The 25,182-nt window shown below is 35.1% G+C and carries 24 protein-coding genes and 1 pseudogene; all 25 read right to left on the bottom strand.

Annotated elements, in window-relative coordinates:
• Positions 1 to 20: 20 nt before the first annotated feature.
• Positions 21 to 590 carry a sugar transferase gene (locus JO178_RS20550; protein ID WP_291940041.1) on the bottom strand — a complete coding sequence of 190 codons (570 nt, stop codon included), beginning with the start codon at positions 588 to 590 and terminating at the stop codon, positions 21 to 23.
• A 17-nt stretch (positions 591 to 607) separates the two neighbouring features.
• Complete coding sequence (locus JO178_RS20545) at positions 608 to 1,744, bottom strand: aminotransferase class I/II-fold pyridoxal phosphate-dependent enzyme (protein ID WP_291940038.1); 1,137 nt, start codon at positions 1,742 to 1,744, stop codon at positions 608 to 610.
• A 5-nt stretch (positions 1,745 to 1,749) separates the two neighbouring features.
• Entirely contained in the window at positions 1,750 to 2,349 is a 600-nt protein-coding gene (locus tag JO178_RS20540; protein WP_291940037.1) for an acetyltransferase, read from the bottom strand.
• A gap of 6 nt (positions 2,350 to 2,355) precedes the next feature.
• Positions 2,356 to 2,958: a sugar transferase gene (locus JO178_RS20535; RefSeq protein WP_291940397.1), complete on the bottom strand. Its 603-nt coding sequence runs from the start codon at positions 2,956 to 2,958 to the stop codon at positions 2,356 to 2,358.
• Positions 2,959 to 2,961: 3 nt separating this feature from the next.
• A complete protein-coding gene (locus tag JO178_RS20530; protein WP_291940036.1) occupies positions 2,962 to 4,113 on the bottom strand; it encodes a glycosyltransferase family 4 protein in 1,152 nt (383 codons plus the stop codon).
• Positions 4,097 to 5,155, bottom strand: a complete 1,059-nt coding sequence (locus JO178_RS20525) for a hypothetical protein (protein ID WP_291940034.1) — start codon at positions 5,153 to 5,155, stop codon at positions 4,097 to 4,099. The genes JO178_RS20530 and JO178_RS20525 overlap by 17 nt, the downstream gene beginning before the upstream one ends.
• Position 5,156: 1 nt before the next feature.
• Positions 5,157 to 7,052: an asparagine synthase (glutamine-hydrolyzing) gene (gene asnB, locus JO178_RS20520; RefSeq protein ID WP_291940032.1), complete on the bottom strand. Its 1,896-nt coding sequence runs from the start codon at positions 7,050 to 7,052 to the stop codon at positions 5,157 to 5,159.
• Complete coding sequence (locus JO178_RS20515) at positions 7,052 to 8,188, bottom strand: hypothetical protein (RefSeq protein WP_291940030.1); 1,137 nt, start codon at positions 8,186 to 8,188, stop codon at positions 7,052 to 7,054. The genes asnB and JO178_RS20515 overlap by 1 nt, the downstream gene beginning before the upstream one ends.
• A gap of 3 nt (positions 8,189 to 8,191) precedes the next feature.
• Positions 8,192 to 9,073 (bottom strand): glycosyltransferase family 2 protein, encoded by an 882-nt coding sequence (locus tag JO178_RS20510; RefSeq protein WP_291940028.1) that lies wholly within the window; start codon positions 9,071 to 9,073, stop codon positions 8,192 to 8,194.
• Positions 9,070 to 10,122, bottom strand: a complete 1,053-nt coding sequence (locus JO178_RS20505) for a glycosyltransferase family 4 protein (protein WP_291940026.1) — start codon at positions 10,120 to 10,122, stop codon at positions 9,070 to 9,072. Before JO178_RS20505 ends, JO178_RS20510 begins: the two co-directional genes overlap by 4 nt.
• Positions 10,115 to 11,215, bottom strand: coding sequence for an EpsG family protein (locus tag JO178_RS20500; protein WP_291940023.1), 1,101 nt, complete (start codon positions 11,213 to 11,215; stop codon positions 10,115 to 10,117). Before JO178_RS20500 ends, JO178_RS20505 begins: the two co-directional genes overlap by 8 nt.
• The gene (locus tag JO178_RS20495) at positions 11,216 to 12,274 is read right to left on the bottom strand and encodes a glycosyltransferase family 4 protein (RefSeq protein ID WP_291940021.1); all 1,059 of its coding nucleotides are present in this window, start codon (positions 12,272 to 12,274) and stop codon (positions 11,216 to 11,218) included.
• A gap of 4 nt (positions 12,275 to 12,278) precedes the next feature.
• Complete coding sequence (locus JO178_RS20490; protein WP_291940019.1) at positions 12,279 to 13,562, bottom strand: O-antigen translocase; 1,284 nt, start codon at positions 13,560 to 13,562, stop codon at positions 12,279 to 12,281.
• Positions 13,562 to 14,662: a DegT/DnrJ/EryC1/StrS family aminotransferase gene (locus JO178_RS20485; protein ID WP_291940017.1), complete on the bottom strand. Its 1,101-nt coding sequence runs from the start codon at positions 14,660 to 14,662 to the stop codon at positions 13,562 to 13,564. The genes JO178_RS20490 and JO178_RS20485 overlap by 1 nt, the downstream gene beginning before the upstream one ends.
• Before the next feature lie 7 nt (positions 14,663 to 14,669).
• Entirely contained in the window at positions 14,670 to 15,638 is a 969-nt protein-coding gene (locus JO178_RS20480) for a ketoacyl-ACP synthase III (protein ID WP_291940015.1), read from the bottom strand.
• A 2-nt stretch (positions 15,639 to 15,640) separates the two neighbouring features.
• Positions 15,641 to 15,871 carry an acyl carrier protein gene (locus JO178_RS20475; RefSeq protein WP_291940012.1) on the bottom strand — a complete coding sequence of 77 codons (231 nt, stop codon included), beginning with the start codon at positions 15,869 to 15,871 and terminating at the stop codon, positions 15,641 to 15,643.
• Positions 15,872 to 15,893: 22 nt separating this feature from the next.
• Positions 15,894 to 16,421 (bottom strand): GNAT family N-acetyltransferase, encoded by a 528-nt coding sequence (locus tag JO178_RS20470; RefSeq protein WP_291940010.1) that lies wholly within the window; start codon positions 16,419 to 16,421, stop codon positions 15,894 to 15,896.
• Positions 16,422 to 16,507: 86 nt separating this feature from the next.
• Positions 16,508 to 16,927 (bottom strand): FdtA/QdtA family cupin domain-containing protein, encoded by a 420-nt coding sequence (locus JO178_RS20465; protein WP_291940008.1) that lies wholly within the window; start codon positions 16,925 to 16,927, stop codon positions 16,508 to 16,510.
• A complete protein-coding gene (locus tag JO178_RS20460) occupies positions 16,917 to 17,318 on the bottom strand; it encodes an FdtA/QdtA family cupin domain-containing protein (RefSeq protein WP_291940006.1) in 402 nt (133 codons plus the stop codon). The genes JO178_RS20465 and JO178_RS20460 overlap by 11 nt, the downstream gene beginning before the upstream one ends.
• Before the next feature lie 7 nt (positions 17,319 to 17,325).
• Complete coding sequence (locus JO178_RS20455; protein ID WP_291940396.1) at positions 17,326 to 18,606, bottom strand: nucleotide sugar dehydrogenase; 1,281 nt, start codon at positions 18,604 to 18,606, stop codon at positions 17,326 to 17,328.
• Between the two features lie 4 nt (positions 18,607 to 18,610).
• On the bottom strand, positions 18,611 to 19,606 hold the full coding sequence (locus tag JO178_RS20450) for an SDR family oxidoreductase (protein ID WP_291940004.1): 996 nt from the start codon (positions 19,604 to 19,606) through the stop codon (positions 18,611 to 18,613).
• Positions 19,607 to 19,617: 11 nt separating this feature from the next.
• Positions 19,618 to 21,996: a polysaccharide biosynthesis tyrosine autokinase gene (locus JO178_RS20445; protein ID WP_291940002.1), complete on the bottom strand. Its 2,379-nt coding sequence runs from the start codon at positions 21,994 to 21,996 to the stop codon at positions 19,618 to 19,620.
• 248 nt (positions 21,997 to 22,244) lie between these two features.
• Positions 22,245 to 22,289 carry a hypothetical protein gene (locus JO178_RS21560; protein WP_365867413.1) on the bottom strand — a complete coding sequence of 15 codons (45 nt, stop codon included), beginning with the start codon at positions 22,287 to 22,289 and terminating at the stop codon, positions 22,245 to 22,247.
• Between the two features lie 98 nt (positions 22,290 to 22,387).
• A pseudogene (locus JO178_RS21555) lies at positions 22,388 to 22,738 on the bottom strand (polysaccharide biosynthesis/export family protein); the annotation flags it as partial.
• Positions 22,739 to 22,873: 135 nt separating this feature from the next.
• Positions 22,874 to 24,802: a nucleoside-diphosphate sugar epimerase/dehydratase gene (locus JO178_RS20435; protein WP_291939998.1), complete on the bottom strand. Its 1,929-nt coding sequence runs from the start codon at positions 24,800 to 24,802 to the stop codon at positions 22,874 to 22,876.
• Positions 24,803 to 25,182: the final 380 nt, after the last annotated feature.

Raw genomic sequence — 25,182 nt, 5'->3', positions numbered from 1 at the left:
TTGGGATATTCTATATAATTTTATTTTAATATAATTAGTAAAGTTTTAAACAAAATCTTAGCATCATTTTTTAGGGATAAATGTTCCAGATACTTAAGATTCATTTTTATCTTATGCGGAAATAATACTTCATCATTATACTTCAACGGATTGGGCTGCATTTTTAAAAGGCTTTCTTCGTTTCGGTAGACAATACTTGCTTCACAGGTTAAACCTGGTTTTAGTTGTAATACTCTACGGTCATCTCCTTCAAGTCGATCATAATATCCTTCAATATCAGGTCTGGGACCTACAAAACTCATCTCTCCTTTTAGGATATTAAACAACTGAGGAAGCTCATCCAGTTTCAACGTTCTTAAAAGCCGGCCTATTTTTGAACAGGTTCTCTTTTTTCCATGAATGGTTTTAAACTTAAAAATAGTAAAAACTTTTCCATATTGCCCAATTCTTTTTTGAAAGAAAAATCCATTGGATGAAGTATCTACACTTGCAATAATAAATAAAATGATCAGTAAAGGCATCAGAAAAACAGCAAGAATTATCGCAAAGATAAAATCAAGAATAACTTTCCAATATTTATACTGATTCATTTATTCCAAGAATAGTTTTATGATCTGAAATAGGTATCAATCACCACCAATATTCTCTTTCTGTCTTCATCTGACAAATTGGAACCTGAAGGCAGACATAATCCGTCATCAAATAATTTTTCAGAGACATTTCCGCCATAATAAGGTGCCCCTTCAAAAACAGGTTGTAAATGCATAGGTTTCCAAAGCGGTCTGGACTCTATATTATCTTCTAAAAATGCCATACGTAGCCCTTCTCTGTTTTTTCCTGTAATTTCAGGATTTACAATAATGGCTGATAGCCAGTGATTAGAATAAAAATCACTGCTAGGTTCAGAGAATACAGTTACTCCTTCAATATCTTTGAAAGCCTTTACATAAAATTGATGCATTGTTCTTCGAGCTTCCACTCTGTCTTTGAGAACTTCCATTTGTCCCCTTCCAATACCTGCAACAATGTTACTCATTCTATAATTGAATCCAATGTGAGAATGCTGATAATGAGGAGCATTATCTCTTGCCTGAGTAGACAGGAACACGGCTTTATCTTTATCTTCCTTTGTATGACAAACTAAAGCACCTCCTCCTGAAGTTGTAATAATTTTATTACCATTAAAGCTCAATATTCCAAAACGGCCAAATGTTCCGCAAGCCTTTCCTTTATAAGCAGACCCCAATGCTTCAGCAGCATCTTCAATAAGCGGAATACCAAATTCTTCTGCTATGGCTGTAATTTCATCCATCTTAGCCGGCATTCCATATAAATGAACAATAATGATTGCTTTAGGTTTTTTGCCTTTCTGAATCCTGTCTTCAACGGCTTTTTTTAAAGCTTTCGGACACATATTCCATGTATCAGGTTCACTATCTATAAATACTGGTTCTGCTCCGCAATAAGCAATAGGATTGGCAGAGGCAGAAAATGTCATTGACTGGCAGATTACTTCATCCCCGTGTTGTACCCCACATTCAATAAGGGCAAGATGAAGTGCAGCAGTACCAGCAGAAAGGGCTGCTACTTTTACATTTTCACCTAAAAAACTTTCCAGATCTTCTTCAAATCCGTTAACATTTGGCCCCAAAGGTGCTACCCAATTCTCTTCAAAAGCTTCATTGATATATTTTAATTCGTTTCCTCCCATATGTGGAGAAGAAAGCCATATTTTACTACTCATGTCTTTTATTTAATAATATTTTGTTTAATAATTTTTCCCGGGTTTCCAACAACAACAGCGTAATCTGGAATATCTTCAATGATTACTGCTCCTGCTCCTATTATACACCACTTCCCTATAGTAATCCCCTGTATTATTGCGGATCCAATTCCAATATGTGTCCCTTCTCCCACTTTAACATTACCTGCAAGTGCAGCATTGGGCGATATATGTACAAAGTTTTCAATGATACATTCATGATCAACCGAAGCACTGGTATTAATGATACAATGTTTTCCGATATTGCTTTCGGCATTAATTACCACACCTCCCATCACTACTGTACCAACACCAATTTTAGCTGATTCAGAAATGATCGCTTTTGAATGAACTAAAGAAACAAAATTTTCTTCATTTATTTCTTCGGCTATTTTTTTCCTTACAGAATTATTTCCAATCGAAATAATTACTTCATTCATAGGATTTGGTATTGTGCTTAATACCGGAATATTATAACATTCCGTTTTACTTATGTCATGATCAATAAATCCGGTAATTTTAATACCAAGTGTTTCCGCTATATCAACGATTACTTTCCCGTGTCCACTCGCTCCAAATAAATACATTTTATTTCAATTTCCTTTAAAAGGTTCAATAGTAACATGACCATCTGCGGATATTCCTTCTCTGATAAAAACTTTCTTAACTGTAAGAAATATAATTTTCAAATCCAAACCCAGCGATATATGATCTACATACCAGACATCTAAATTAAACTTTTCTTTCCATGAAATAGCATTTCTGCCATTTACTTGTGCCCACCCGGTAATACCTGGTTTTACTTCATGTCTTCTTGCCTGATGGCTGTCATAAAGTGGTAAATATTGTACCAATAGAGGTCTTGGCCCTATCAATGACATATCTCCTTTTAAAACATTGATCAGCTGAGGAATTTCATCAAGCGAAGTTTTACGAACAAATGAACCAATGGTTGTCAGTCTTTCAGAATCAGATAAAAGATGACCATTTTTATCCTTTTTATCGTTCATTGTTTTAAACTTAATAATACTGAAAATCCGTCCTTGTTTTCCGGGCCTTTTTTGAAAGAAAAAAGGTTTTCCCTGATTGGCAAATAACAAGCCTGCCGTTACCAATAGAAAGATGGGACTTAACAACAGTAGTCCAATAAGCGATAAAGAAAAATCAAAGATTCTTTTAAAAATAACTTTGTACATCATTTATTTTTTATTTTGCAGGAGATGATTATATTCTTGCAAAAGCATTTCCCAGATCACTTTCTGATCATACCTGCTTGTTATCATTTCCCTTGCTTTTCCGCGCATCTGTTCAAATTCATTCTTTTGTTCTGAAACCATTTTCATTGCATGAGCAAGTTCAGAACTGTTTTTAGGGCTTACGATAAGACCATTCTCTCCCGGTATGATAATTTCATTACATCCGTTAATATTGGAAACAATACTTACCAGTCCCATGGCTCCCGCCTGCATGACAACATTGGGAAATCCTTCTCTATAGCTTGGAAATACCAGTGCATCTGAAATCGAAAAATAAGGTCTTACATCTTTCTGAAATCCTACCGAAATAATATCCGCAGACTGATTAATATGTTCTAAGGTTTTCTCTTGTAATGGATCTAATTCATTCTCATACCCACCTACCAACAAAAGTTTAGTATCCGGACGTCTTATTTTGGAATAGGCTTCAATCAGTTCGTTCATTCCTTTATCCCCTACAATTCTTCCGACAAAAATAAAAATAAAGTCATCCTTTGTTATATTCAATTCTTGCTTCAGCTTCTTTTTTTCTTCTTCCGAAAACAGCACCGGGTTGAAAACATTAGCGTCTACTCCATTTGAACTTCCGTTTCCTATTACTTTAAGCTTTTCAGAATTAGTAAATTTATTTTCCAGAATAAAGTCTCTCAACCCAAAAGAATTTGGATAGACTTTGGTCGCCATTGCATAGGTGAGATATTCAACGATATTCAGGACTTTTCTTTTTATTCCTGAGGCTTCCATCAGGGGTAACCCTGCTACGGTATGCAGCCTGAACGGTACTCCTGCAAAATAAGCCGCCATCATCCCTACAATTCCTGCTTTTGGGGTATGGGTATGGACGATATCCGGTTTTTCCTTTTTTAATATTTTGTATAATTGGATTACTGCTTTTATATCGGCGACCGGACTTATTGTTCTGGTCATGTCTACGGCGAATGTCCTGATCTGTTCTTCCTCAGAAATCTTTTTCATTTCATCAGAATCTGAAGAGAGTCCAATGACTTCAAAATACTGAGACATAAATTTTAACTGCCCCTTTAAAAGTATCCTTAATGAAACCGGTACGGTTGTGATTCTAACAATTTTTTTCACTGAATGTTTTTTTTATAGTCTCTAATACTCCGATCAACAAAAATGGCACTATCATTACTTTCATACGGGAAGCCAACCCGTAGTTATAGATATAAATTCCTATAAAAAGCCAGATAAATAATGATGAAGTAAAATATATATTTTTAAATAGAAAACTCCGATTAATCTTTTTTCTTACGATTTTATACAAAAATAAAGAAAACCATCCTAAAAAAATGGCATTCTCAAAAGAGTATATAAACTTCATGCTTGTATCTGCATCAAAAAAAAGCGGCCTAAACATCATATAAATCAGTCTTTCCCAGTAAGTGGTTTCCTTTATATCAATAATGGCGACTCCGGTTTGTGAATATTTATATAATTCTTCAAACTGGGTCTCCATATTCAGGGTTCCGAATACAGATTTCAAACCGGTAACGAAAACGAGGACCAATAGAACCGTTGCAATACTTATTGAAATTATTATTTTCCTGTTTATAAATGACCGGTACCTTAAAACAATTCCTGCTAGAATAACAGGTCCGAGATAAGGTCTTATCAGGATTAACAGACTGAATAAAAAGATCGTCCAGAAAGTAAACAGCCTGTTTATTCTTCTCAATATAAAATACATTAAAGGTAAAATCAGTGCTTCTTTATAAATTCCTGCCGTCCACCAATGCATGCTGGGCAAAAAAAGCAGCATTAAAAATGTGATGGTATAGAAAGAATTATAAATGACCTTTTCATAATAGTCTTTGACAAAATAATAATAAGCAGTGAAGCTAATCACAGAAAATATAAGACTGACGGCCAGAAAACTGTTAAATATTTTCACAAAAAGACTGACTAGAAGCACAGTGATTCCTGTTCCCGGTACCAGATAGACAAAAAATAAATCAAGGCTGTGGATACCGGCTGCTGCTTTATAATAGAATAATGAATCCACCAAAGCGTCTTTGTGGAGAATATTGTTAAAATAGAAGAAGAACAGATGTTCAACAAATACCAATAACAGCAATCCTTTCCTGGAAATAATATTTTCTATGATTTTGCTATTCATATTATTTTTGAGAATAGGTCATAAAATACCATTTCTGGAAACAGTAAAAGGTCCAAACTTTGAATGCATTGTCCTGAATACCGTTCAAGTGATTACTAATCAGCCTGTCGATTTCACGATATTCAAAAATATTCTGACTTTCAATTTTTTCTTTTGCCGCATAAGAAAGCAATTCTTCCTTAAGCCCGGATTTCATCCAGTCTCCTACCGGAACTCCGAAACCTTTCTTTGTTTTTTCTAAAAAGCCATCAGGAAAAAATTCTTCAAAAGCTTTTTTAAGGATATATTTTTTACTATTTCCTTTAATCAGGAAATTTTCAGGAAGCTGTTTGGTATAATCCCAAATTTCTTTATTCAGAAAAGGAGCTCTGGACTCCAATGAAGTAAGCATGCTTGTGCGATCCACCTTGACCAGCATATCACCTTCCAGACTCATTATTTTATCAACTTCTCTAAAATCACTAAGATTTTTCGGATAGGGCAGCTTGGTTTTATAGTATTCCATTCCTGAATTTTCCACATATTCAGGTTTTAATATTTTATTGAGATCGGTTCTCTGAAATCCAAGTTTGATGATATTGTAGAAAAAATCACCTTTATAACTGATGGAATCCAGTGCTTTTTTGACTTTAAACTTCAGGCCTCTGTTATCTTCCTTCTGTGCCAGGAGACGATCTGACATTTTTAGAAAACCATGATGAATTTTCTCTGAAACCAGGCCTGTATATCTCTGATTGATTTTTCCGATCAGGTATTTATTGTAGCCACCGAAAACTTCATCTCCACCGTCACCCGTAAGGGCAACTTTAACGTACTGACTGGTTTTATGGGCAACCAGGAAACTCGGTAACGCTGAAGAGTCCGCAAAAGGCTCATCAAAATTTAGAAGGATTTCGTGTAAATTATCTGAAAAGTCTTTCTCACCCACTATGAATTCATGGTGGTCACTTTTTATAAGTTTAGCAATAAGCTGGGACCGGTCTGTTTCATCAAAAGATTTTTTTTCAAATCCTATTGAAAAAGTATTGATCTTCTGATCAAGTGTTTTTGCAAGACTCCAGGTTACAATGGAAGAATCTACCCCACCGGAAAGGAAAGTACCAATAGGCACATCAGATACGCTTCTGCTGTTGACACTTTTTTCAACCAGTTCTCTTACTTTCAGTTTGGCCTCATCAAATCCGACATTGATTTTTGCAGGATTCTCCGGACGCTCTGATATCTGACGGGAAATGCAGTTGAGATTCTTAATATCAAGCTCGATATAATGGTTGGCTTCCAGCTTATGGATATTTTTATAAATCGTATAAGGTGCCGGTATATAAGTAAGCTGGAAAAAAAGATTCAACCCGGTATTTGAAATCTCAGGACGAACTGGAAGTACAGAGATTAAAGATTTTAATTCTGATCCCCAGACAAAATTGTTCTCATCTGAAAAATAATATAGTGGTTTTTCTCCGAAAAAATCTCTTGCGATATAGACTTTTCCTTTGGTTTTGTCCAAGATACTGAACCCAAACATTCCATCAAGCATTTTGAACCCTTCCACTCCATATTTTTCATAAAGTTTAAGAATGACCTCTGTATCTGATTTGGTATGAAACTGATATCCTGAAGAAATTAAATCTTCCTTAAGTTCACGATAGTTATAAATTTCACCATTAAATACGATTAATTTGGTTTTGTCATCAGAAAAAATAGGTTGTTTTCCTGAAGAAAGATCAATGATTGAAAGCCTTCTCATGGCAAATCCCAATGTGACCCCATCAATATCATCAACAAAAAAACCGTCTTCATCCGGGCCTCTGTGAAATATTTTTTGATTCATCAGTTCCAAATCACGTTGTACCTTTTGAATGTCTTTGTTTTTTGCTAAAATACCGTTAATTCCGCACATTACTGAGTAATTATTATTTTTTGAGAGTTTTTAAAAAGAGGTCTGTATTTCGTAACAGCCTTATTATCTTTAGCCTTTATCTTTACCTGGATGTTGTTCCGTACATTCTCATCATAGGAAAAATAATCCTGATGGCTTACATTTTCAAAAGAGGTGTTGGCTATTTCAATTATTCCCGAAGGCTTAAGATTCATATTGGCATCGGAACCAATTCTCAAGCTGATACCATACATTCCGTTGATGGATTTGAAATTATTCAATTCAATTTTACCGAGATCGCTTTCTTTTCCGTATAAGTGTCCCAGGACAAATAAAAACCCGTGAGCATCATTATTAAATGAAACAATATTATTGAAGCTCAGGTTTTTAATAATATCGGTGTTCGCATCCGGTTCAATGTCTATTCCTGCATTAGGTGGAGCACCGTTGGTATTTGAAACAACGAATTTATTAACGGTCATGTTTTGCGCAGATATAATAGACATTCCATTTCTTCGATTATCATCAATTTTTGCTTTGATGATCCTAATATTATTATTAATACCACTGTTGGTTACGGGAGATATCCCCAGGTAGATCCCGTCTCCCCAGCATTCGCTAATCACGGGCGAATAAATAAGAACGTTATCTGTTCCTCTGAGAGAAATTCCCATGCCCCATTCTCCATTTTTTCCGATATGTCTGTATTTGTCACCTTTGATATTGGGAAAGAAAACCTTTACATTTTTAACATCATGAATTCTTAAGATTTCATATTGTGCCAGACTATTTGGATTTAAAACAATCTTTGAATTGCTATCAAAAAATAAATTGGAATCAGCGAAAACTGTTAAACCTTTTTCATTAATCAAAACAGGGAAATTAGGGAAAATCACGTTTCTGTGGATTCTTAAAGCTTCTTGAATTTCTTTTGTATAATCCACACTTCCGTTTTTCACATATCCTTTGGGTAAAACACTTTCAATAAAGAAGGGTTTCAGAATAGTCTTTCTTATACTGTCTCTTTCCTTCGAAGTTACAGCAACGATTCTATTGTATATTTCGGGAACGGATTTGTATCCCGGGCTCTGCCCAAATGAATTGCACGAAAATAATAACGGCAAAAATACTAAGTAATAAATTTTTTTTAGATTCATCTGTTAATTTTTTAATAATAACAAGAGTTTTTCTTTAACCCTCAAAGGGATATGATGTTTTGTTAAAAGCTTAATTTTCTTCAGTCTCGAAACCGTGTCAGAGGTCAGAATTTCATAGACCTTCAATAAATCATTATCAGTATAATTTTTACTGATAGCGCTTATTAATTTCTTATCTTCTCTAAGATAAAACTTTTTTAGTTTAAAATTTCTTTTAATTTTTTGAAAAAGAGATTGGCTTCCGATGAGGTTTCCGCCGTGTTGCCTGTAATACATGGTGGGTACTTCAAGATAGGTTCTTTTTCCTACAATCTCCGAAATAATATGAAAATAGCGGTCATGAATATAGATATCATCCGGAAATGGCAGAAGGTACTCTTTCAGCTTCCTGTTGATCATGGCAGATGCTCCTTGTACGAAGTAATGAAAAAAAGAATCTTTTAATCCTTCCCTTTGAGAAACAGCATTCAGAAAAAGGCCTTTTATATTTAAGTCTTCGTCTGTGACGTAGCAATTTGAATGAATAAGAGTGGGAACTGAAGGGTCATTATAATTTTTTAAGAACAGGTCAATTTTCTCTTCTAACCAAAAATCGTCCTGATCGGCAAAAAAAACAGTATCAGCATCAGAGATCCTCAATAATTTTTCGATAGATCTCACTAAGCCCAAGTTTCCTTCTCCATCCTCTATAACAACAATTCTGTGATCTTTTGACTGAAAGTCCTTAATCATTTCCCGGGTACGGTCTTTACTTCCGTCATCACGGATCAAGAGTCTAAAATCAGTAAAAGACTGATTAAGGATACTTTCGATCTGCTCGCTTAAAAATTTTTCTCCATTATAGGTTGGAAGTAGAATATCTACTGAAACTTTTTGTTCAATCATAAATTGCTTTTAATAATATCTGAATATTTATCACCCCAAACCTGATAAGTATATCTTTTTTCTATCTCCAATCTTCCCTGGGCTCCCATACCATTTCTCTGTTTTCTGTCCGTCAACAAACGGACAAGTTTTTCCTCCCAATCTTTCATATCGTCTGCAATAAATCCGGAAATACCATTCTGCACGATCTCTTTATTGGCCGGAAGCCCGGTTGCAATTACAGAAATTCCGCTTGCCATATACTGGATCAGTTTAAATCCACATTTACCCATTTCCCAGTAGGTTTTTTCAAGCGGCATAATTCCAATATCAGACATTGCCAATTCCTGATTTTCTGTTTCTTTATCCCATTTTACATATTCTACATGAATGCCAGGAGGTACACTGATATTTCCTCCGATTATCTTTAATTTAAACCTGGTCTGAACGGCTATTTTTTCCAGAACGTCGCTGATTAATAAAATATATTTCTGAGTACTTAAAGATCCGATCCAGACAATGGTAGGGATATCATCTTCGTGCTTTGATCCCAGATTATACTGCGGATATTTTTCGATATCTATTACAGTAGGAAGATAAATCAGGTTCCCTTTAAATTCAGTAAAATACCAATGGTTTCCGACCGTAACAAATTTTGCCAGTTCCATCATTCTGGGAATTTTATCTTTTTGAGACGTGTTTTGATAATTTGCAGAAATATTATCATCAAAATCCAGGCTGAAAGATTTGAGCCTTTTTAAAAAGAAATAATCCAGTTTAAAATCAAAATGGGGAAATAGTTCAGCTTCTATTACCACGTGATTATATTTGTTTGCGTTGAGCAGTAAAAAAACAAAACGTTTTATAATATAATAAATAGCAAACAACGCTTTCCTGATAGGATTTCCCTTATACAGGTGAGTCAGATAACGATCCCCAAACAAAGGCTGGTAAGTGGCTGTAATATTATTTTTATTGAGATAAGGTTTATAATTATAAAAACGATATCTGGAACTTGCCCCTTTTTCTGAATACTTGGTAAGAAACAGAACATTAATTTTATTATCCATACAATCTATTACTTGAAAAAGTGTTCTCAATTATCTTCAGGTATTCCCCGTTATTAAGGAGCAAAAACAAAATATAAAACGTAAACAGAGCCCAGGTATAAATTCCGTAACGTAAGCAAAGACCAGTCCATTTTGTTGAATTTTTACTATATCCATAAAACAGTAGGATGGATAAATAAATATAGCTTAACACCGATAAATTCATTGTGATTCTGGAAAAATCACGGATAAAGTACTGGAAAAGAATTAAATAATTGGCATAAGTAATCAATTCAATGTACAGAGGAATGAATTTTTTATATTCGTCACTTACCACATTCTCAATGAAATCCTTATTCTTTCTATAATGGTACAGTACAAATGAATTGAGGATAAAAAATGGAAGAAACAGTACGATCGTTCCAATATAGGTATTTGTACCCTCCAGATAGCTGTCATACTTTGCATTCACCGATACAACAATAGTACTGGCAATACTTTTAGGGGTCACTATTAAAATTAAAACCCCAATTAAAATGATAAGATTATTCTTTCTGGTATTGTTATAGAATGGCAGCTTCCGAAATATGAAAAAGACGGCCATTACCAGCAGGGAATAGTGACAGAATATGGAAAGAACATATAAAGAATAGAATATTATTTTATTGGTGTGAAAAAATCTCAACGCCAGAAAAAATACGGCAAACGCCAGAAAGTTTCTGATCTGGGTAATATCTGGGAAAAAGGGTAAAATAAAGAAAACAGATAAAACAAAGACGGGAAGAGGAGAACTCTTTTTAATGAAGTACAAAAACGGAATCATTATCAAGACTCCGTATAAAAATATGAAGTCATTAAAATGTCCGCTGTTATTTTTTACTATTTCAATTAAAAATACATGAACGGGTTCTAAAAGCTGTCTTACAAAATCTTTATCTATATAATTAAACTGAATTTTATAGGCATCCAAATCCGGAGCCCAGGTATTAAATGACTGTATTATAAATAAAAGCAATCCTGTAATAATGAAAAAAACATTTTTAAATTTGTTTCTTTCGAAGATGCTTTCAAATAAACACAATGATAATATGGATAAAAATATAATATAATACACTTATCTATTTTTAAAATATTCTAACATTTTAGATGATACATTCTCCCATTTAAATATCTGAATATCTTCATGAGCCTTTTCCGTTTTTGGGATCACATCTTCTTTCAGGACCTGTCTTACTTTTTCTGCAATTGCTGAAGAATTTTTAACAGGCACCATCCACGCGTTAGTATGATCAGCCGGTAAATAGCCGGTTGTGATCACCGGAACCTGACATGCCATTGATTCAATGACAGGATAATGTACGGCTTCCAGCTGAATCGTCCCTGCACAAAGATAAATATCCAGGCTGTTATAATATTCTGCAAGCTCGGCATCTCCCTGAGGTGTTATCAGCACAATTCCTTCTTCACCCGCTAATGACTGATCGCCAAATGCCATATGCAATTCTATATCAACTCCGAATTCTTTTCTTAATTCTCTAAAAGCTTCCACTACATATGAAGTTCCTTTATATTCTTCCAGTCTTCCGATCGTTCCTAAAATAAACTTAGTGCCTTTCTTTTTCGGCCAACCTTTAAAATTATCCAGATCCAAACCGGGAAAAACATACATATCTGTTTTTATTTCATTGAAATCAAGATACATAGGAGCATTCACAATTGTTTTCAGTCCTAATCCGTATGATTTTCTACTGATGATCTTATATATTTTCTCTTTTAAAGAATTTTTGTAGTAAAAGTCCGGTTCATACGCCTGGACATAATAAAACTTTTTTGCCCTGATCGCTGATTTTCTGACAGGCCCCGCCGTAAAACTATGGGTAGCCAGAACAACATCAGCTTCCATCCTGTTCAGTGCTTTTTTCAGAGATCTTCTCAGACTCAGTGCTCCCAATTTGGGAAATGGATATCCTGATTCACTTACGGTATCCAATACCCCGTCATTAGTATAGTAGATGATTTCAGCAGCCGTAGGAAAATAAGGTTTTTCCGTGCTTTTATGAGCCAAAAAAACAACTTCTGCTCCACTTTTCATCCAATAATTAGCCAGTTGTGAAAGTACTCTCCAGCCGCCTGCTTTTCCAAATCCTCCCAATAAAGGTATTATTATTTTCATATCGTTATTTTTTGTTGAAAATCAAACTTCTAAAAATAAGAAGCATTACAATGAAGTATAAAAAATAATTAAGACAGTACGCCTGTGTAGCTCCCACAACCCCGTTAAAGTTAACGAACAGGTAAGAGAATAAAACCAAACTAGTGGCAAAAATCACTTCTGTTGCTATATACGTTTTAGCCATTGATTTAGCCACCATGATAAAGGCCAGAATCCAGCTCATTATTTTAAAGAAATCTCCGAAAAGCTGCCAGAAAAACAGATTCTTCATCGAATAAAACTCTTTGGTAAACAAAACACTAATGACCAGGTCTTTACATAAATAAACCACCACAAGGCTTAAAAATATGGCCGGTGCTATTATTTTGTACGTTTTGATTACTTCTTTTCTTAAAACAGAATTATCCCTGATTTCGGACAGTTTTGGCAGATAATATACACCAAAAGTAGTTGTAAAAAAAACAAGATATAAATTGGAAATCCGGTTCATCCCTTCCCAGTAGCCAGCAATATCAATAGAGAATTTCTTAATAAGATAGCCTCTGATCACTAATTGCGAAACCGGCACTGTGGCCGCGGTTACAAGGGCCATCAAAGAATAGGAAAAATATTTCCTGATAATCTTTTTATCCCATTTCCCCCACAAATATTCTTTATTGAACCAGAAATACTTTCTGATAAAAAAAACGGTGGCAAATAAAACCACGCTTTGATAGGTTACATTGGCAATAAGGGCTCCCTCTAAATGAAACTTTAAAACCAGTGCTACAGTAAAGATAAGTCCAATGACACTTGTTATAATATTGATAATAACAAACTTTCTGAATTCTTTGAATCCGTTTAATACGGAAAGAAAATAATTATTGAGGGATAGCATCAGTAAACTTACGCCCAGAAAAATAAAAACATAATAATATTTAGCATCAAGAAAAATCCATTGACTCAGGGGATAACAGAACAGTAGTATCAGAATCCCAAAAAAGAGAGACAGCGAAAGCGTAATCTTAAATCCGTTATTTAAAAATTTCTTCAGTGCAGAATCATCATCTTTGAATTCAGAGACGTATTTAACGACTCCATTATTGATACCTCCGGCTCCCAGTGTTGTAAATATTGAGGTAAAGTTCTGTAACTGTCCGATTAAGGCAATTCCGGCAGGACCAATAATGGATGCTACAATTTTAACACTGATATACCCTGTAAGAAGTTTAATGATAGTAGATAAGCTGGTAAAAGAAAAAACTTTTATCAGATCATTAGAGGTTATTTTCTTAATTGCTCCAAACATTAATATGCATTCATTATTCTTATAATTTCTTCAATCTCTTTTTCCTCCATTACAGGTGAAATAGGAAGACTCAGAACTTCATTGTGGATCTTTTCACTGATCGGAAAAGATAGGTCATTCCATTCTTTATAGGCCTGCTGCTTATGAGGAGGGATTGGATAATGAATAATCGTCTGTATTCTGTTTTCTGTAAGATATGCCTGAAGTTCATCTCTTTTTTCTGTTCTTATTACGAAAACATGCCAAACATGTTCATTCCCGTTGGCAGGTATTTCAGGTAATATAATTTTGGGATTGGTAATTTCGTTAACTAATTTATTGGCGATCTCTCTTCTTACATGATTTTCACTGTCAATATATTTCAGTTTTACATCCAGCACAGCAGCCTGAATCTCATCCAGTCTTGAATTCAATCCCTGATAAATATTAACATATTTCTGGTTGGATCCGTAATTGGCCAATGCTCTAATCGCTTTAGCCAGCTCATCATCATTCGTTGTAACAGCACCCGCATCACCCAATGCTCCGAGATTTTTTCCCGGGTAGAAACTAAAACCTGCGGCATCCCCTAAATTTCCGGATTTGATTCCATTCCATTCTGCGCCGATGGTTTGAGCATTATCTTCAATAATTTTAAGATTATGCTTTTGGGCCAGTTCCTGAAGTTCATTGGAAAACACGATTCTTCCCTGTAGATGTACAATAAGAACACCCTTTGTTTTGGGGCTTATATGTTCTTCAATCTTTGAAATATCAATATTATAGGTATTGATCTCCGGTTCCACGAGAACAGGAACAAGCCCGTTATCTGATATCGCCAATATTGACGCTATATAAGTGTTAGATGGTACAATAATTTCATCTCCAACGTTCATCACTCCCAATTCGATATAAGCACGGAGGATCAGACGCAGCGCATCCAGTCCGTTGGCTACTCCGATCGCATGTTTTGAACCAATATAATCAGAAAGGTTTTTTTCGAAATTGGAAAGTTCAGTGCCCATAAGATACCAGCCTGATCTGAAAACATTCAGAAGTTTTGCTTCAATTTCGTTTTGATACTGAAGATTGATCTTTTGAAGATCAAGAAATTTAATCATAGTAATATTATTTTTTGCTCAGACAAACAGCTCCCCATGAATAGCCTACTCCGAAGCCAACTAACATGATGTTTTGTAACTGTCTTGATTCTAATGAGTTTTTTAAAGCAATAGGAATAGTGGATGACACCGTATTACCATAGTCTAACATATCCACTACAAAGTTTTCGGTCGGAATATTAATTCTCTTTCTTAAGAAATCCAACATGAAGGTGTTAGCCTGGTGAAATATATAGGTGTCAATATCAGCTTTTTCAAATCCGTTAATTTTAAGATTTTCTGCAACCAGGCCTGGAATAGCCTTAGAGGTAAAATCAAAAATTTTCGGTCCGTTCATATGAAGATAATTATCCATATCTTCCTGGTTGTCGGTCTTTTTATTTCTTGTAGCTCCGTTTTTCACAATAAGGTTATTGGCTCCTTTCCCGTCTGTTCCCAGAGAGAACTTCAGGATTTCAAAATTTCCGTCAGCGGAGATAAGGGTGGCTGTGGCCGCATCACCAAAAAGACTGATATTTCCCTTATCATTAGCGTGGATGTGTTTCGAATACGTTTCCGCGGTTATTAAAACCACATTTTTCATCATCTTCGAATCCACAAGAGCATTGGCAAGAGAAAGCCCGTAAATATATCCTGAACATCCCTGATTGATATCTATGGCACCGCAATTGGTATTTAACCCCACCTCGGACTGTACGATACAGGCCGTTGCCGGCAGATAATAATCGGGACTTTGTGTACAAAGGATAAGATAATCTATTTCAGCTTTATCAATACCGTGCTCCTCAATAAGGTTATTGAGAGCTTTAACAGCAATATCCGAAGTAAATTCCTTTTCTCCGGTAATATTCCTGTTTCTGATTCCAATTTTATCGAGAATCTTATCACTGTCCCAATCAGGAAATTTCATTGAAATCTCTTCATTGGAAATGACATTCTCAGGAATGTAAGTCGAAATATTTTTTATAAAAGCCATTATTATTGTTTTTTCTCAATAACGTAAGAATAAAGACTATTTATGTTTTTAAGAGATGTAATCTGTTCCGGCTCTATGTCCACCCCATATTCATCTTCAATCATTACTTTTACCACCATAGCAGTAAGTGAGTCCCAATAGCTTTCGTTGCTGTATTCTGTTTCTGGAGTTATCTCTACATTTGGATTTTCTAACTGCGACTGAAATTTTTCGATAAATTCATTTACTGACATATGCTTATTTTTTGTTTAGTGATTATATTTTAAATTTTTTAAGTATACCTGGAAGAATATTGTTAAATATTTCTTTCTTCAATAGATAGTAATGATTATCATCATCACTTCTTATCAATTCGGGCTGAAAAAGTTTATGATAATTATTGACTGAAAAATTCTGTTTGCGGACTTCAAACTGTGCGGTTTCGAAATTCATTTCATTCAACACATAATTCTTAACGGCAACATCTACTTTTATTGAATTTTTCACATTCGAATATCCCGGTTTGGTCACCCAACTTCCAATTTCAGGCTGCCCTGAATCAATTTTATAAAGTCTGTAGGTTGCAAAATCCTCACCATTATCATCCGTAGCGATAAAATAATATTCCTGTCCTGCTTTTTCACGGGTTTTATAATCAGAAATCCATTTTTTCTGAGCCTCTATATCAGTAGATGTCTTTGAAATAAATTTTGATTTTTTCTCATCATTCCTTAAAACAATAATAAATGAAGCATCTTCTTCATTTACCAATCTAAGTTTAATTCCCTTATAGTCAATTACCATATCTCATGTGTTTACAAATTATAACTTATAGCATAGAAATTCTATGATCTTCTTTCGGGCCTGCAGAATGTATCCGGGAAGTCCATTTATTTTTGACTGACGATCTTTTTAAATTCTTCGTAATCTCTCACATAATCTTTTTCATTATAGTGATGAGAGGCTAAGACCAGGCAAATGGCACCTGAAGAGAAATTGATCTCAGAAGCCCATATTCCAGGAGGAATATGCAATCCTATATCCGGACGGTTCAGAAAAACCTGTCTTTTGAACTTTCCATCATCCAGCGATACTTCAAAGCTTCCCCCTGCAGCAATCAGAAACTGATGGCATTCTTTATGAGAATGGGCGCCACGGCTTTCTCCACCCGCAATATCATACAGATAGAACACCCTCTTAACTTCAAAAGGGAAGACTGAATTTTCCACCACCGTAAGGTTTCCCTCATCAAAACCCACTTTTCCCAGATCAATAACACTACAGTCAAATACAGAAATCTTATTGTTCATCAGTCTGTTTTTTAAATTCTTCAAAATCTCTTATATAGTCGTTTTCATTATATGGCTTATCAGAAACAATAAGTGCCAATGAATTGGTAGAAAAGTTTTCCAGTCTTCTCCAGTACATCTTAGGAATGTATAATCCGTAATATGATCTGTTCAGTGAAAATACTTTTTCTTCCTTACCGTCATGAATCACAACATCAAAACTGCCGGATAATGCGATAATAAACTCCTGCTGTTCTTTAAAAGCGTGGCTTCCCCTCACTTCTCCCCCAGGAACATCATAGATCCAGTAAGTTCTGGCTATTTCAAAAGGAAGCTGATTTGGATGTTCAAAAAAGGAAAGATTTCCTCTTTTGTCAAATATCTTCGGGAGTTCTATTATTTTAGGAGTCATAAGCCAATTATAATTTTTGATCTGATTCTTTTAAAATACCTTTTACATCATATACTATGGCATTTTCAGCTTTAAGATCATCAATACTGATCTCTAAAAACTCTTTATGGGCTACACCGAGAATGATCGCATGGTACTTCTTTTGAGGCAACGTATTTGTACAACTAATATTATATTCGTGTTTCACTTCATCAACATTTGCCCAAGGATCATAAATTTCAACTTTTGTTCCAAAATCTTCCAGCGCTTTCACGACATCGATAATTTTGGTATTTCTGACATCCGGACAATTTTCTTTGAAGGTGAATCCCAACATCAGAATATTAGCTGTATTCACATTGACATTATTTTTGATCATAGTTTTTACAACCTGTTCAGCTACATATCTCCCCATCGAATCATTCAGCCTTCTGCCGGCTAAAATAATTTCTGGATGATAGCCGTATTCCTGAGCTTTCTGTGCCAGGTAATAAGGATCCACACCAATACAGTGACCTCCTACCAGTCCTGGTTTGAAAGGTAAAAAGTTCCATTTCGTTCCCGCAGCTTCCAAAACATCATGGGTATTAATTCCCATCAGGTTAAAGATCTTCGCCAGCTCATTGACAAAGGCTATATTGATATCTCTCTGAGAGTTTTCAATTACTTTAGCTGCTTCTGCCACTTTTATGGTTGGGGCAAGGTGGGTTCCGGCAATAATAATTGAATTATAAAGCTGATCCACAATTTTCCCGATTTCAGGAGTGGATCCCGAGGTTACTTTTAAAATTTTTTCAACAGTATGTTCTTTATCACCCGGATTAATTCTTTCCGGTGAATATCCGCCGTAAAAATCAACATTGTACCCAAGTCCTGAAACTCTTTCTACAACCGGAATACAATCTTCTTCTGTAGCACCAGGATATACGGTAGACTCATAAATCACAATATCTCCTTTTTTGATCACTTTCCCTACCGTTTCACTGGCTTTAATCAAAGGGGTAAGGTCAGGGCGATTATTTTTGTCTACCGGTGTAGGAACAGTGATCACATACACATTGGAATCCTTAATGTCATTGAGATCAGACGAACAGTATAATCCTTTTTCTTCACGGGCAGGATTATTCTTAATAAGTACCGACTGCAGAATATCGTCATCAACTTCCAGTGTACTATCTTTTCCGGCTCTTAATTCTTCAATTCTCTGATCATTAATATCAAAGCCCACAACCGGATATTTAGTTGCAAAAAGCCTTGCTAAAGGTAACCCCACATATCCTAAGCCAATAATTGAAATTTTGTAATTCATCATGTTATTTTAAATTTTCCCAATACCATGTCACAGCTTCTTTAAGCCCTTCTTTCACTGAATGTGTTGGTTTATAGTTTAGTAATTTTTCTGCTTTTTCTATTGACGCCAAAGAATGAGGAACATCCCCTTTTCTATAAGGTCCATAAATAGCTTCTACCTTATTGATTTCTCCGTCAAAATCTGACAGATATTCTTTAAGGAATTCCAATAAATCATTAAGAGTGGTTCTGTCTCCACACGCAACATTGTATACCTGATTGACTGCATTTTCATTTTCCCCCGTCATGGCCAGGAGATTCATCTGCACTACATTATCAATATACGTAAAGTCTCTTGAATATTCTCCGCCACCGTTGATAACGGGCGCTTCATGTTTGATCAAAAGCTGTACGAATTTAGGAATCACTGCTGCATAAGGACCGTTAGGATCCTGTCTTCTCCCGAATACATTGAAATATCTTAATCCGATGGTATCAAAATCATAGGTTTTCTTGAATACATCAGCATAGAGCTCGTTTACATATTTTGTAACGGCATAGGGAGAAAGCGGCTTTCCGATATTATCCTCCACTTTAGGAAGCGCTTCTGAATCCCCATAGGTGGAAGACGATGCTGCATACACCAATCTTTTAACTCCGGCGTCTTTAGCTGCCATCAGCATATTGAGGAATCCGCCCACATTTACATCGTTACTGGTAATCGGATCGTTAATAGATCTTGGTACAGAACCCAAAGCAGCCTGATGAAGTACATACTCCTGATTTTCGCAGGCTTTTCTGCAGTCTTCAAGATGACGGATATCGCCTTCTATCAATGTGAAATCCGGGTGATCCAAAAAAGGAGCAATATTTTCTCTTTTTCCTGTTGCGAAATTATCAAGACACGTGATCTTTACTTTAAGACTTAATAATTTCTCAATCAGATTTGATCCTATAAATCCGGCTCCTCCTGTTACCAGTACTTTCTTTCCTACAATCTCTTTATAATTTGATGTCATTCTTTGTTTTCTTAAAATTTATCTCTCAGTTTTTCAAGCCATGTTTTCTTCTTAGCACTGTATCCGTATCCATACTTATTACCATACCCGAAGTACTCTTTACTGATATCGTTAAGTACAAAACCAACGTTTTTAATTTTATTGTTTTCAATATTGGAATCAGCAAAACCAATTAATTCCTTTTCGGTAAATTTAGATCTTGTCACATACAAGGTAACATCAGCATGATCAGCAATAAGGAATGTATCGGTAACCAGCATCAACGGTGCAGTATCTACAATGATATAGTCATATCTGCCCTTCAGTTCTTCCAGAAGTTCCTCGAACCTGTTGTTGGTAAGTAATTCCGTAGGATTCGGTGGTATCATTCCCGAATAAATCACGTCACAGCTAGGATTAAAAGAAGTCATGTGAATAATATCGTTGATCTGGGTCTGATCAGAATACAGATATTCTGTAAGCCCGGCAAGGCCTTTTCTTGAAGTATTATATCTCTGTAACTGAGGATTTCGGATATCGGCTCCAATGATAATAGCTCTTCGGTTCGGATTGGCCAGGGTAAGCACAAGATTAACGGAAACGAAGGTCTTTCCTTCACCCTGAACGGTGGAAGTCACATAGACAATCTTTCCTTTCCCCTTTTCCTTTTTACCAAGCATAAAATTCATATTGGTGATCAGAATTCTAAAGGCTTCAGCCATAGGAGTGATATCATTCACCTGTACAATATCATTTTCTCCTTTAGCCAGACTTGGTATTTCACCTACCACGGCAGTGGAAGAAAGTTTTTCAAGATCATGTCTTGATTTAATTTTATTATTAAATAATTCACGGATATAAATTAAAACAACAGGAATCATCACTCCAACCACTAAAGCGATAAATAATATGATCAGCTTCTTTGGAGAGACCGGAGCCGTTGAAGCATAAGCTTCATCCACCACTCTTGCTTTAGGAGCAATAATAGATTCTGCAATAGCAGTTTCCTCCCGTTTCTTCAGTAAAAGCAGATACAGGTTTTCTTTAATTTGCTGTTGTCTTTCAATCCCTCTGAAAATCTTTTCGATGGAAGGTAATTTGGAAATCTTTCCTGAAACTTTGTTCTGCTCGCCTACATATTCATTTTTAGCAAGTTCGGAATTAACTTTGATTCGTTGAAGATTCTGTACCACAGAATAGCGCATCTGATCCAGCTGTCTGGTAATATCTGCTACTACAGGGTTTTCAGGAGTTGCCGATTCTAAAAGTCTTTTTCTCTGTAATACCAACTGATTGTAGGTATCGATACTTGATGCTGTTTCCGTACTGTTGAGACCAACATTTGAAGGAAGTACCTGATATTGCCCCTGCTTGTTTACATAGTTTAAAAGAGCATTCGTAAGCTCAAGCTGTGCATCTATTTCTAATTGCTTCTGTCTTGCAGTGGCTGAGGTTTCCAAACTTATCTTAGCTTCAGTTTCAAGATCTGTAATTTGATTTTGGGATTTAAAGCTTTCTTTCTGGTTTTCAACATCTCCCAGTTCAACAGCCAATTTTTTCACTCTGTCATCAATAAACTCAAGGGTTTTTCTTGATTCGGAGGATTTATCTACAATAGCATCGTTATTGTATACCACCACCAATCTGTTTAAGATATCCTTAGCTTTTTCAACCTGAGGATAATTCATGGAAAGCTGTATTACAGTAACATCTTTATCCACTAATCCCACTCCGAGTATTGACTGGAGCTGAGTTGTTCTGAAATCAGTGGAAGCAACCACCAAATCAAGATTATTAAGATCAACATCTTTGACCAAAGCCGGGTTGAATTTTTTATTTTTCAGGACAATAATATTGGCATACGGTAAACTTATTGTTCTCCCATATTCACCTGTAATCGTATTTTTAAGATCAGGGGATGACAGCGCAAACCTGTTTCCCTGTGAGCTGAATTTTAAAGATTTTACTATAAAATTCGCATCTGGTTTTTCACTGATCACTTTCACCTCAATAGGTGAAGTCGATTTATACAGTTCAATGGTTTGAAACTTACCTTTTCCGTAAATATTTGTTTGAAGATTCTGCTCTACAACAACATTACGCATCATTTTTTTCGACCTAAATATCTGGATCTCATTTTCAACACTGTTCGTTTTCATTCCTCCGAATCCGGAAAGATCCTTCAAAACATCACTATCAGAGGAAGATGAATTTTTAGAATCCTTAATCAAAACAGTAGATTGAATATTATATACAGGAACACTGAATTTTAGAACAAAATAAGTGATTGCTGCACATAAAAAAGCTGAAATAATAAACCACTTCCATTTTTGAAGATAGGGCTTCAATATTTCATTAATATTATCGTTTTTTTTTACTTCAAAAATTTGTGAAGGTTTTTGGCTATCCATTAATTTTTTATTTCTTATTAAATAAACTTATAACTACAGCAATGGCAGTAACTCCGATAGAAATAGCAGTCAGATAAAGTCCTGTATTAGGATTCTGCCTTGCTGTTATTTCCCGGACTTTATTGGATTGGACTATAATAGCATCGCCCTGTTTTAAGTTAAAAAATGGAGAGTTAATAAGATTAGCATCCTGTAGATTAATTTTTCCATGTATAACATTTCCATTTTCAGTTCGGATTACCAATATATCAGTACGTTTTCCATAGATCGTCAAATCTCCGGCAAGCCCTAATGCATTCAGTACAGTGGCCTGTCCGTTAGCAATGGTATAGTCTCCCTGTCGGTTAACTTCACCTAAGATGGTCACTTTAAAATTAGCAAGACGGACATTTACCGTTGGGTTGATAACATACTGGGTAATTTTTTCCCTTATTTCATCTTTAAATTCTACAAGAGACTTATCCTTGGTATTCATTTTGCCAATGATCGGGAAATCAATGTTCCCATCACTGTCAACGATGTATGTAGGACCTGAAATAGTAGTCATCCCCTGATTAGGAGTATTTCCGCCAGCAAAATTATTGGTCTGGATGATTTCCGAAGAAGAATAATTCTGATTGAATGGTTTTACTACATCCATATCTTTTGCTGTAATCAAGATCACCAGCTGATCTCCTGCCTGTATGGTAGAACTAGAATTTTTTGCAGAAGATTCTATTGCAATATTTTCTATATTCTGCATATAATTGAGATCATTCTGAACATTGTCCTTGACCTTACATGATACTAATAAGAATACAAAAAATATCCCTAATATTTTACTTTTCATATTTTAAAATTGTACAAATATATACATTTATATTTCTTTCCGCTTCTCCTATTTATCCAAAACCTCGTAGATAGAATTATTACTTCTAAATTCGGGTACGATTGATTTCAAAATCTTAACTACCTCTACTTTTTCCTTCATTTCTGATGCTTCTGTAATCAGATTAACAAGATACTCAATTTCCGAAAATGACATCACAGGATCCTTAGAAATCATAATTTTATCATGATGAGTCGGAAGAGTTTTGGCATTATCACTTAATAATTCTTCGTATAGTTTTTCACCTGGTCTGAGCCCCGTATAAATAATCTTAATATCTATATTGGGTTCAAAGCCCGATAATTTAATCATTCTGTTCGCCAGATCGAGAATCTTCACCGGTTCTCCCATGTCAAAAACAAAGATCTCTCCTCCATGTCCCATTGTCCCGGCCTGAAGAACCAGCTCACAGGCTTCAGGAATGGTCATGAAATACCTTACGATATCCGGATGGGTAATCGTAACAGGCCCACCTGCTTCAATCTGTTTTTTAAAGTGAGGAATTACCGAACCATTAGAACCTAAAACATTTCCGAATCGGGTTGTGATAAACTTGGTGGTATTTCCTGCTGTATGCTGGAGTGACTGTACAAAAAGTTCTGCAGATCTTTTTGAAGCCCCCATTACATTGGTTGGGTTAACCGCTTTATCAGTAGAAATCATCACAAATCGGTTCACTTTATAGCGACTCGATAAAACAGCAATATTCTTTGATCCCAGTACATTCACACGAACGGCTTCATTAGGGTTATCTTCTACCAGCGGTACATGTTTGTACGCAGCAGCATGATACACCATGGAAAAATTATACATCTGAAACAAGGGTTCAATACGCTGCATATTGGAAACATCTGCCAGTACAAATTTAAATCTGATGTGAGGAAATTTTTCCTTCATCTCAAGTTCAACATCATATAAAGGGGTCTCAGCCTGATCCAACACGACAATTAAAGACGGTGTAAACTGGGCAACCTGCCTTACGATCTCACTGCCTATCGATCCTGCTCCACCCGTTACCAGTACATTCTTTCCGTAATGCCTGCTTTTAACCTCTTCATTTTCAATTTTTATAGGTTTTCTGTTCAGTAAATCTTCGATCTGAAGATTTCTGATGGATCCACCCAGGTCACTATCTCTCAGCTTTTGTACTGAAGGCGCTTTAAAAACATTTAAATCTTTTTCCAGAAACAAATTCACCCAGGAATTCATTTCATCTTTTGCCATCATTTCTTTTACTATAATAATCCCGTCAATAACAAGATCATCTTTGGTACTGTGTTCGATTTTTTCTTTCGCATAAATAGGCTTACCCAGAAGAGAGGCTCTTTTGGAATCTGTTCTCTGCGTCAAAAAGCCTACCACTTGATAGGGAAGATTGGGATTATCCAGAATCGCTCTTGCAATCGCAATTGACTGTTCATCAATCCCAAGCACCAAAATCCTTTTTTTCAACGCACTTCTTCTGTATTCTCTTACAATGTGAAAAAACTCTTTGACATATAATCTAAAGAGAAACAATCCCATAAAAGATATGACAAAATACAGGACAAGGTAAGGTGTCAATATAAATTTTGTTCCGAAAATCCAGAAGTAAAAAATATTTATTGTAGCTACAACAAACATCGTACAGAAGCACGAAACAAAAAGTTTGAATAAATCTATAAAAGTAGAGTGTCTTATAATTCCTGCATATGTCTTGAAAACATACATAAAGAAGGTGTTTATAAGAATAATAAAAGCAAAAACAATACTTTTATCATCATGATAAATAAATTCTCCTTTAGTGATTTTTTCGATGATATAGGTGGAAAGAAATAAGGATATTACGAGAATTATAATATCTATGATTAGTATTATCCATCTCGGTAGATATCTTACATCTGAGAGATTGACAACATTATCCCCTCCAAATATTTTTTTCCTGAAAGAATTATACATTGTCTTTATTTGTGTTCATATATTATTAAAGTGTGGTACAAGTCATGATTATTAATTCAACCCCCATTGAATCATTGATGCAAAATTAAAATAAAATCTCATCAATATACTATATCTAAAAAAATAAATTTAGTTTCTGATATTATTTAATAATTGTTCGATTTTATTTTCATTACTAGCAGTAAGATTAGTTCCGGCGATAAACATAAACCCCTTTCAAAAAGTATACCACAAAGATTCTCTTTAAAGAATTTATATTTGTTATATAATTTTGAAAAATATACTACCTGTCATAAACATCTGGTTTCTATACCATTTTCAGAAAATATTTTTTTAAAATTTTTCTTTTCTAATTTTGAATTTATTTCCTTATATAGTGA

The organism is Chryseobacterium sp. (assembly GCF_019236175.1).
Taxonomy (GTDB): Bacteria; Bacteroidota; Bacteroidia; order Flavobacteriales; family Weeksellaceae; genus Chryseobacterium.
The sequence above is the reverse complement of the archived record's forward strand: the minus strand, read 5'-3'. Positions and strand labels throughout refer to the sequence as shown.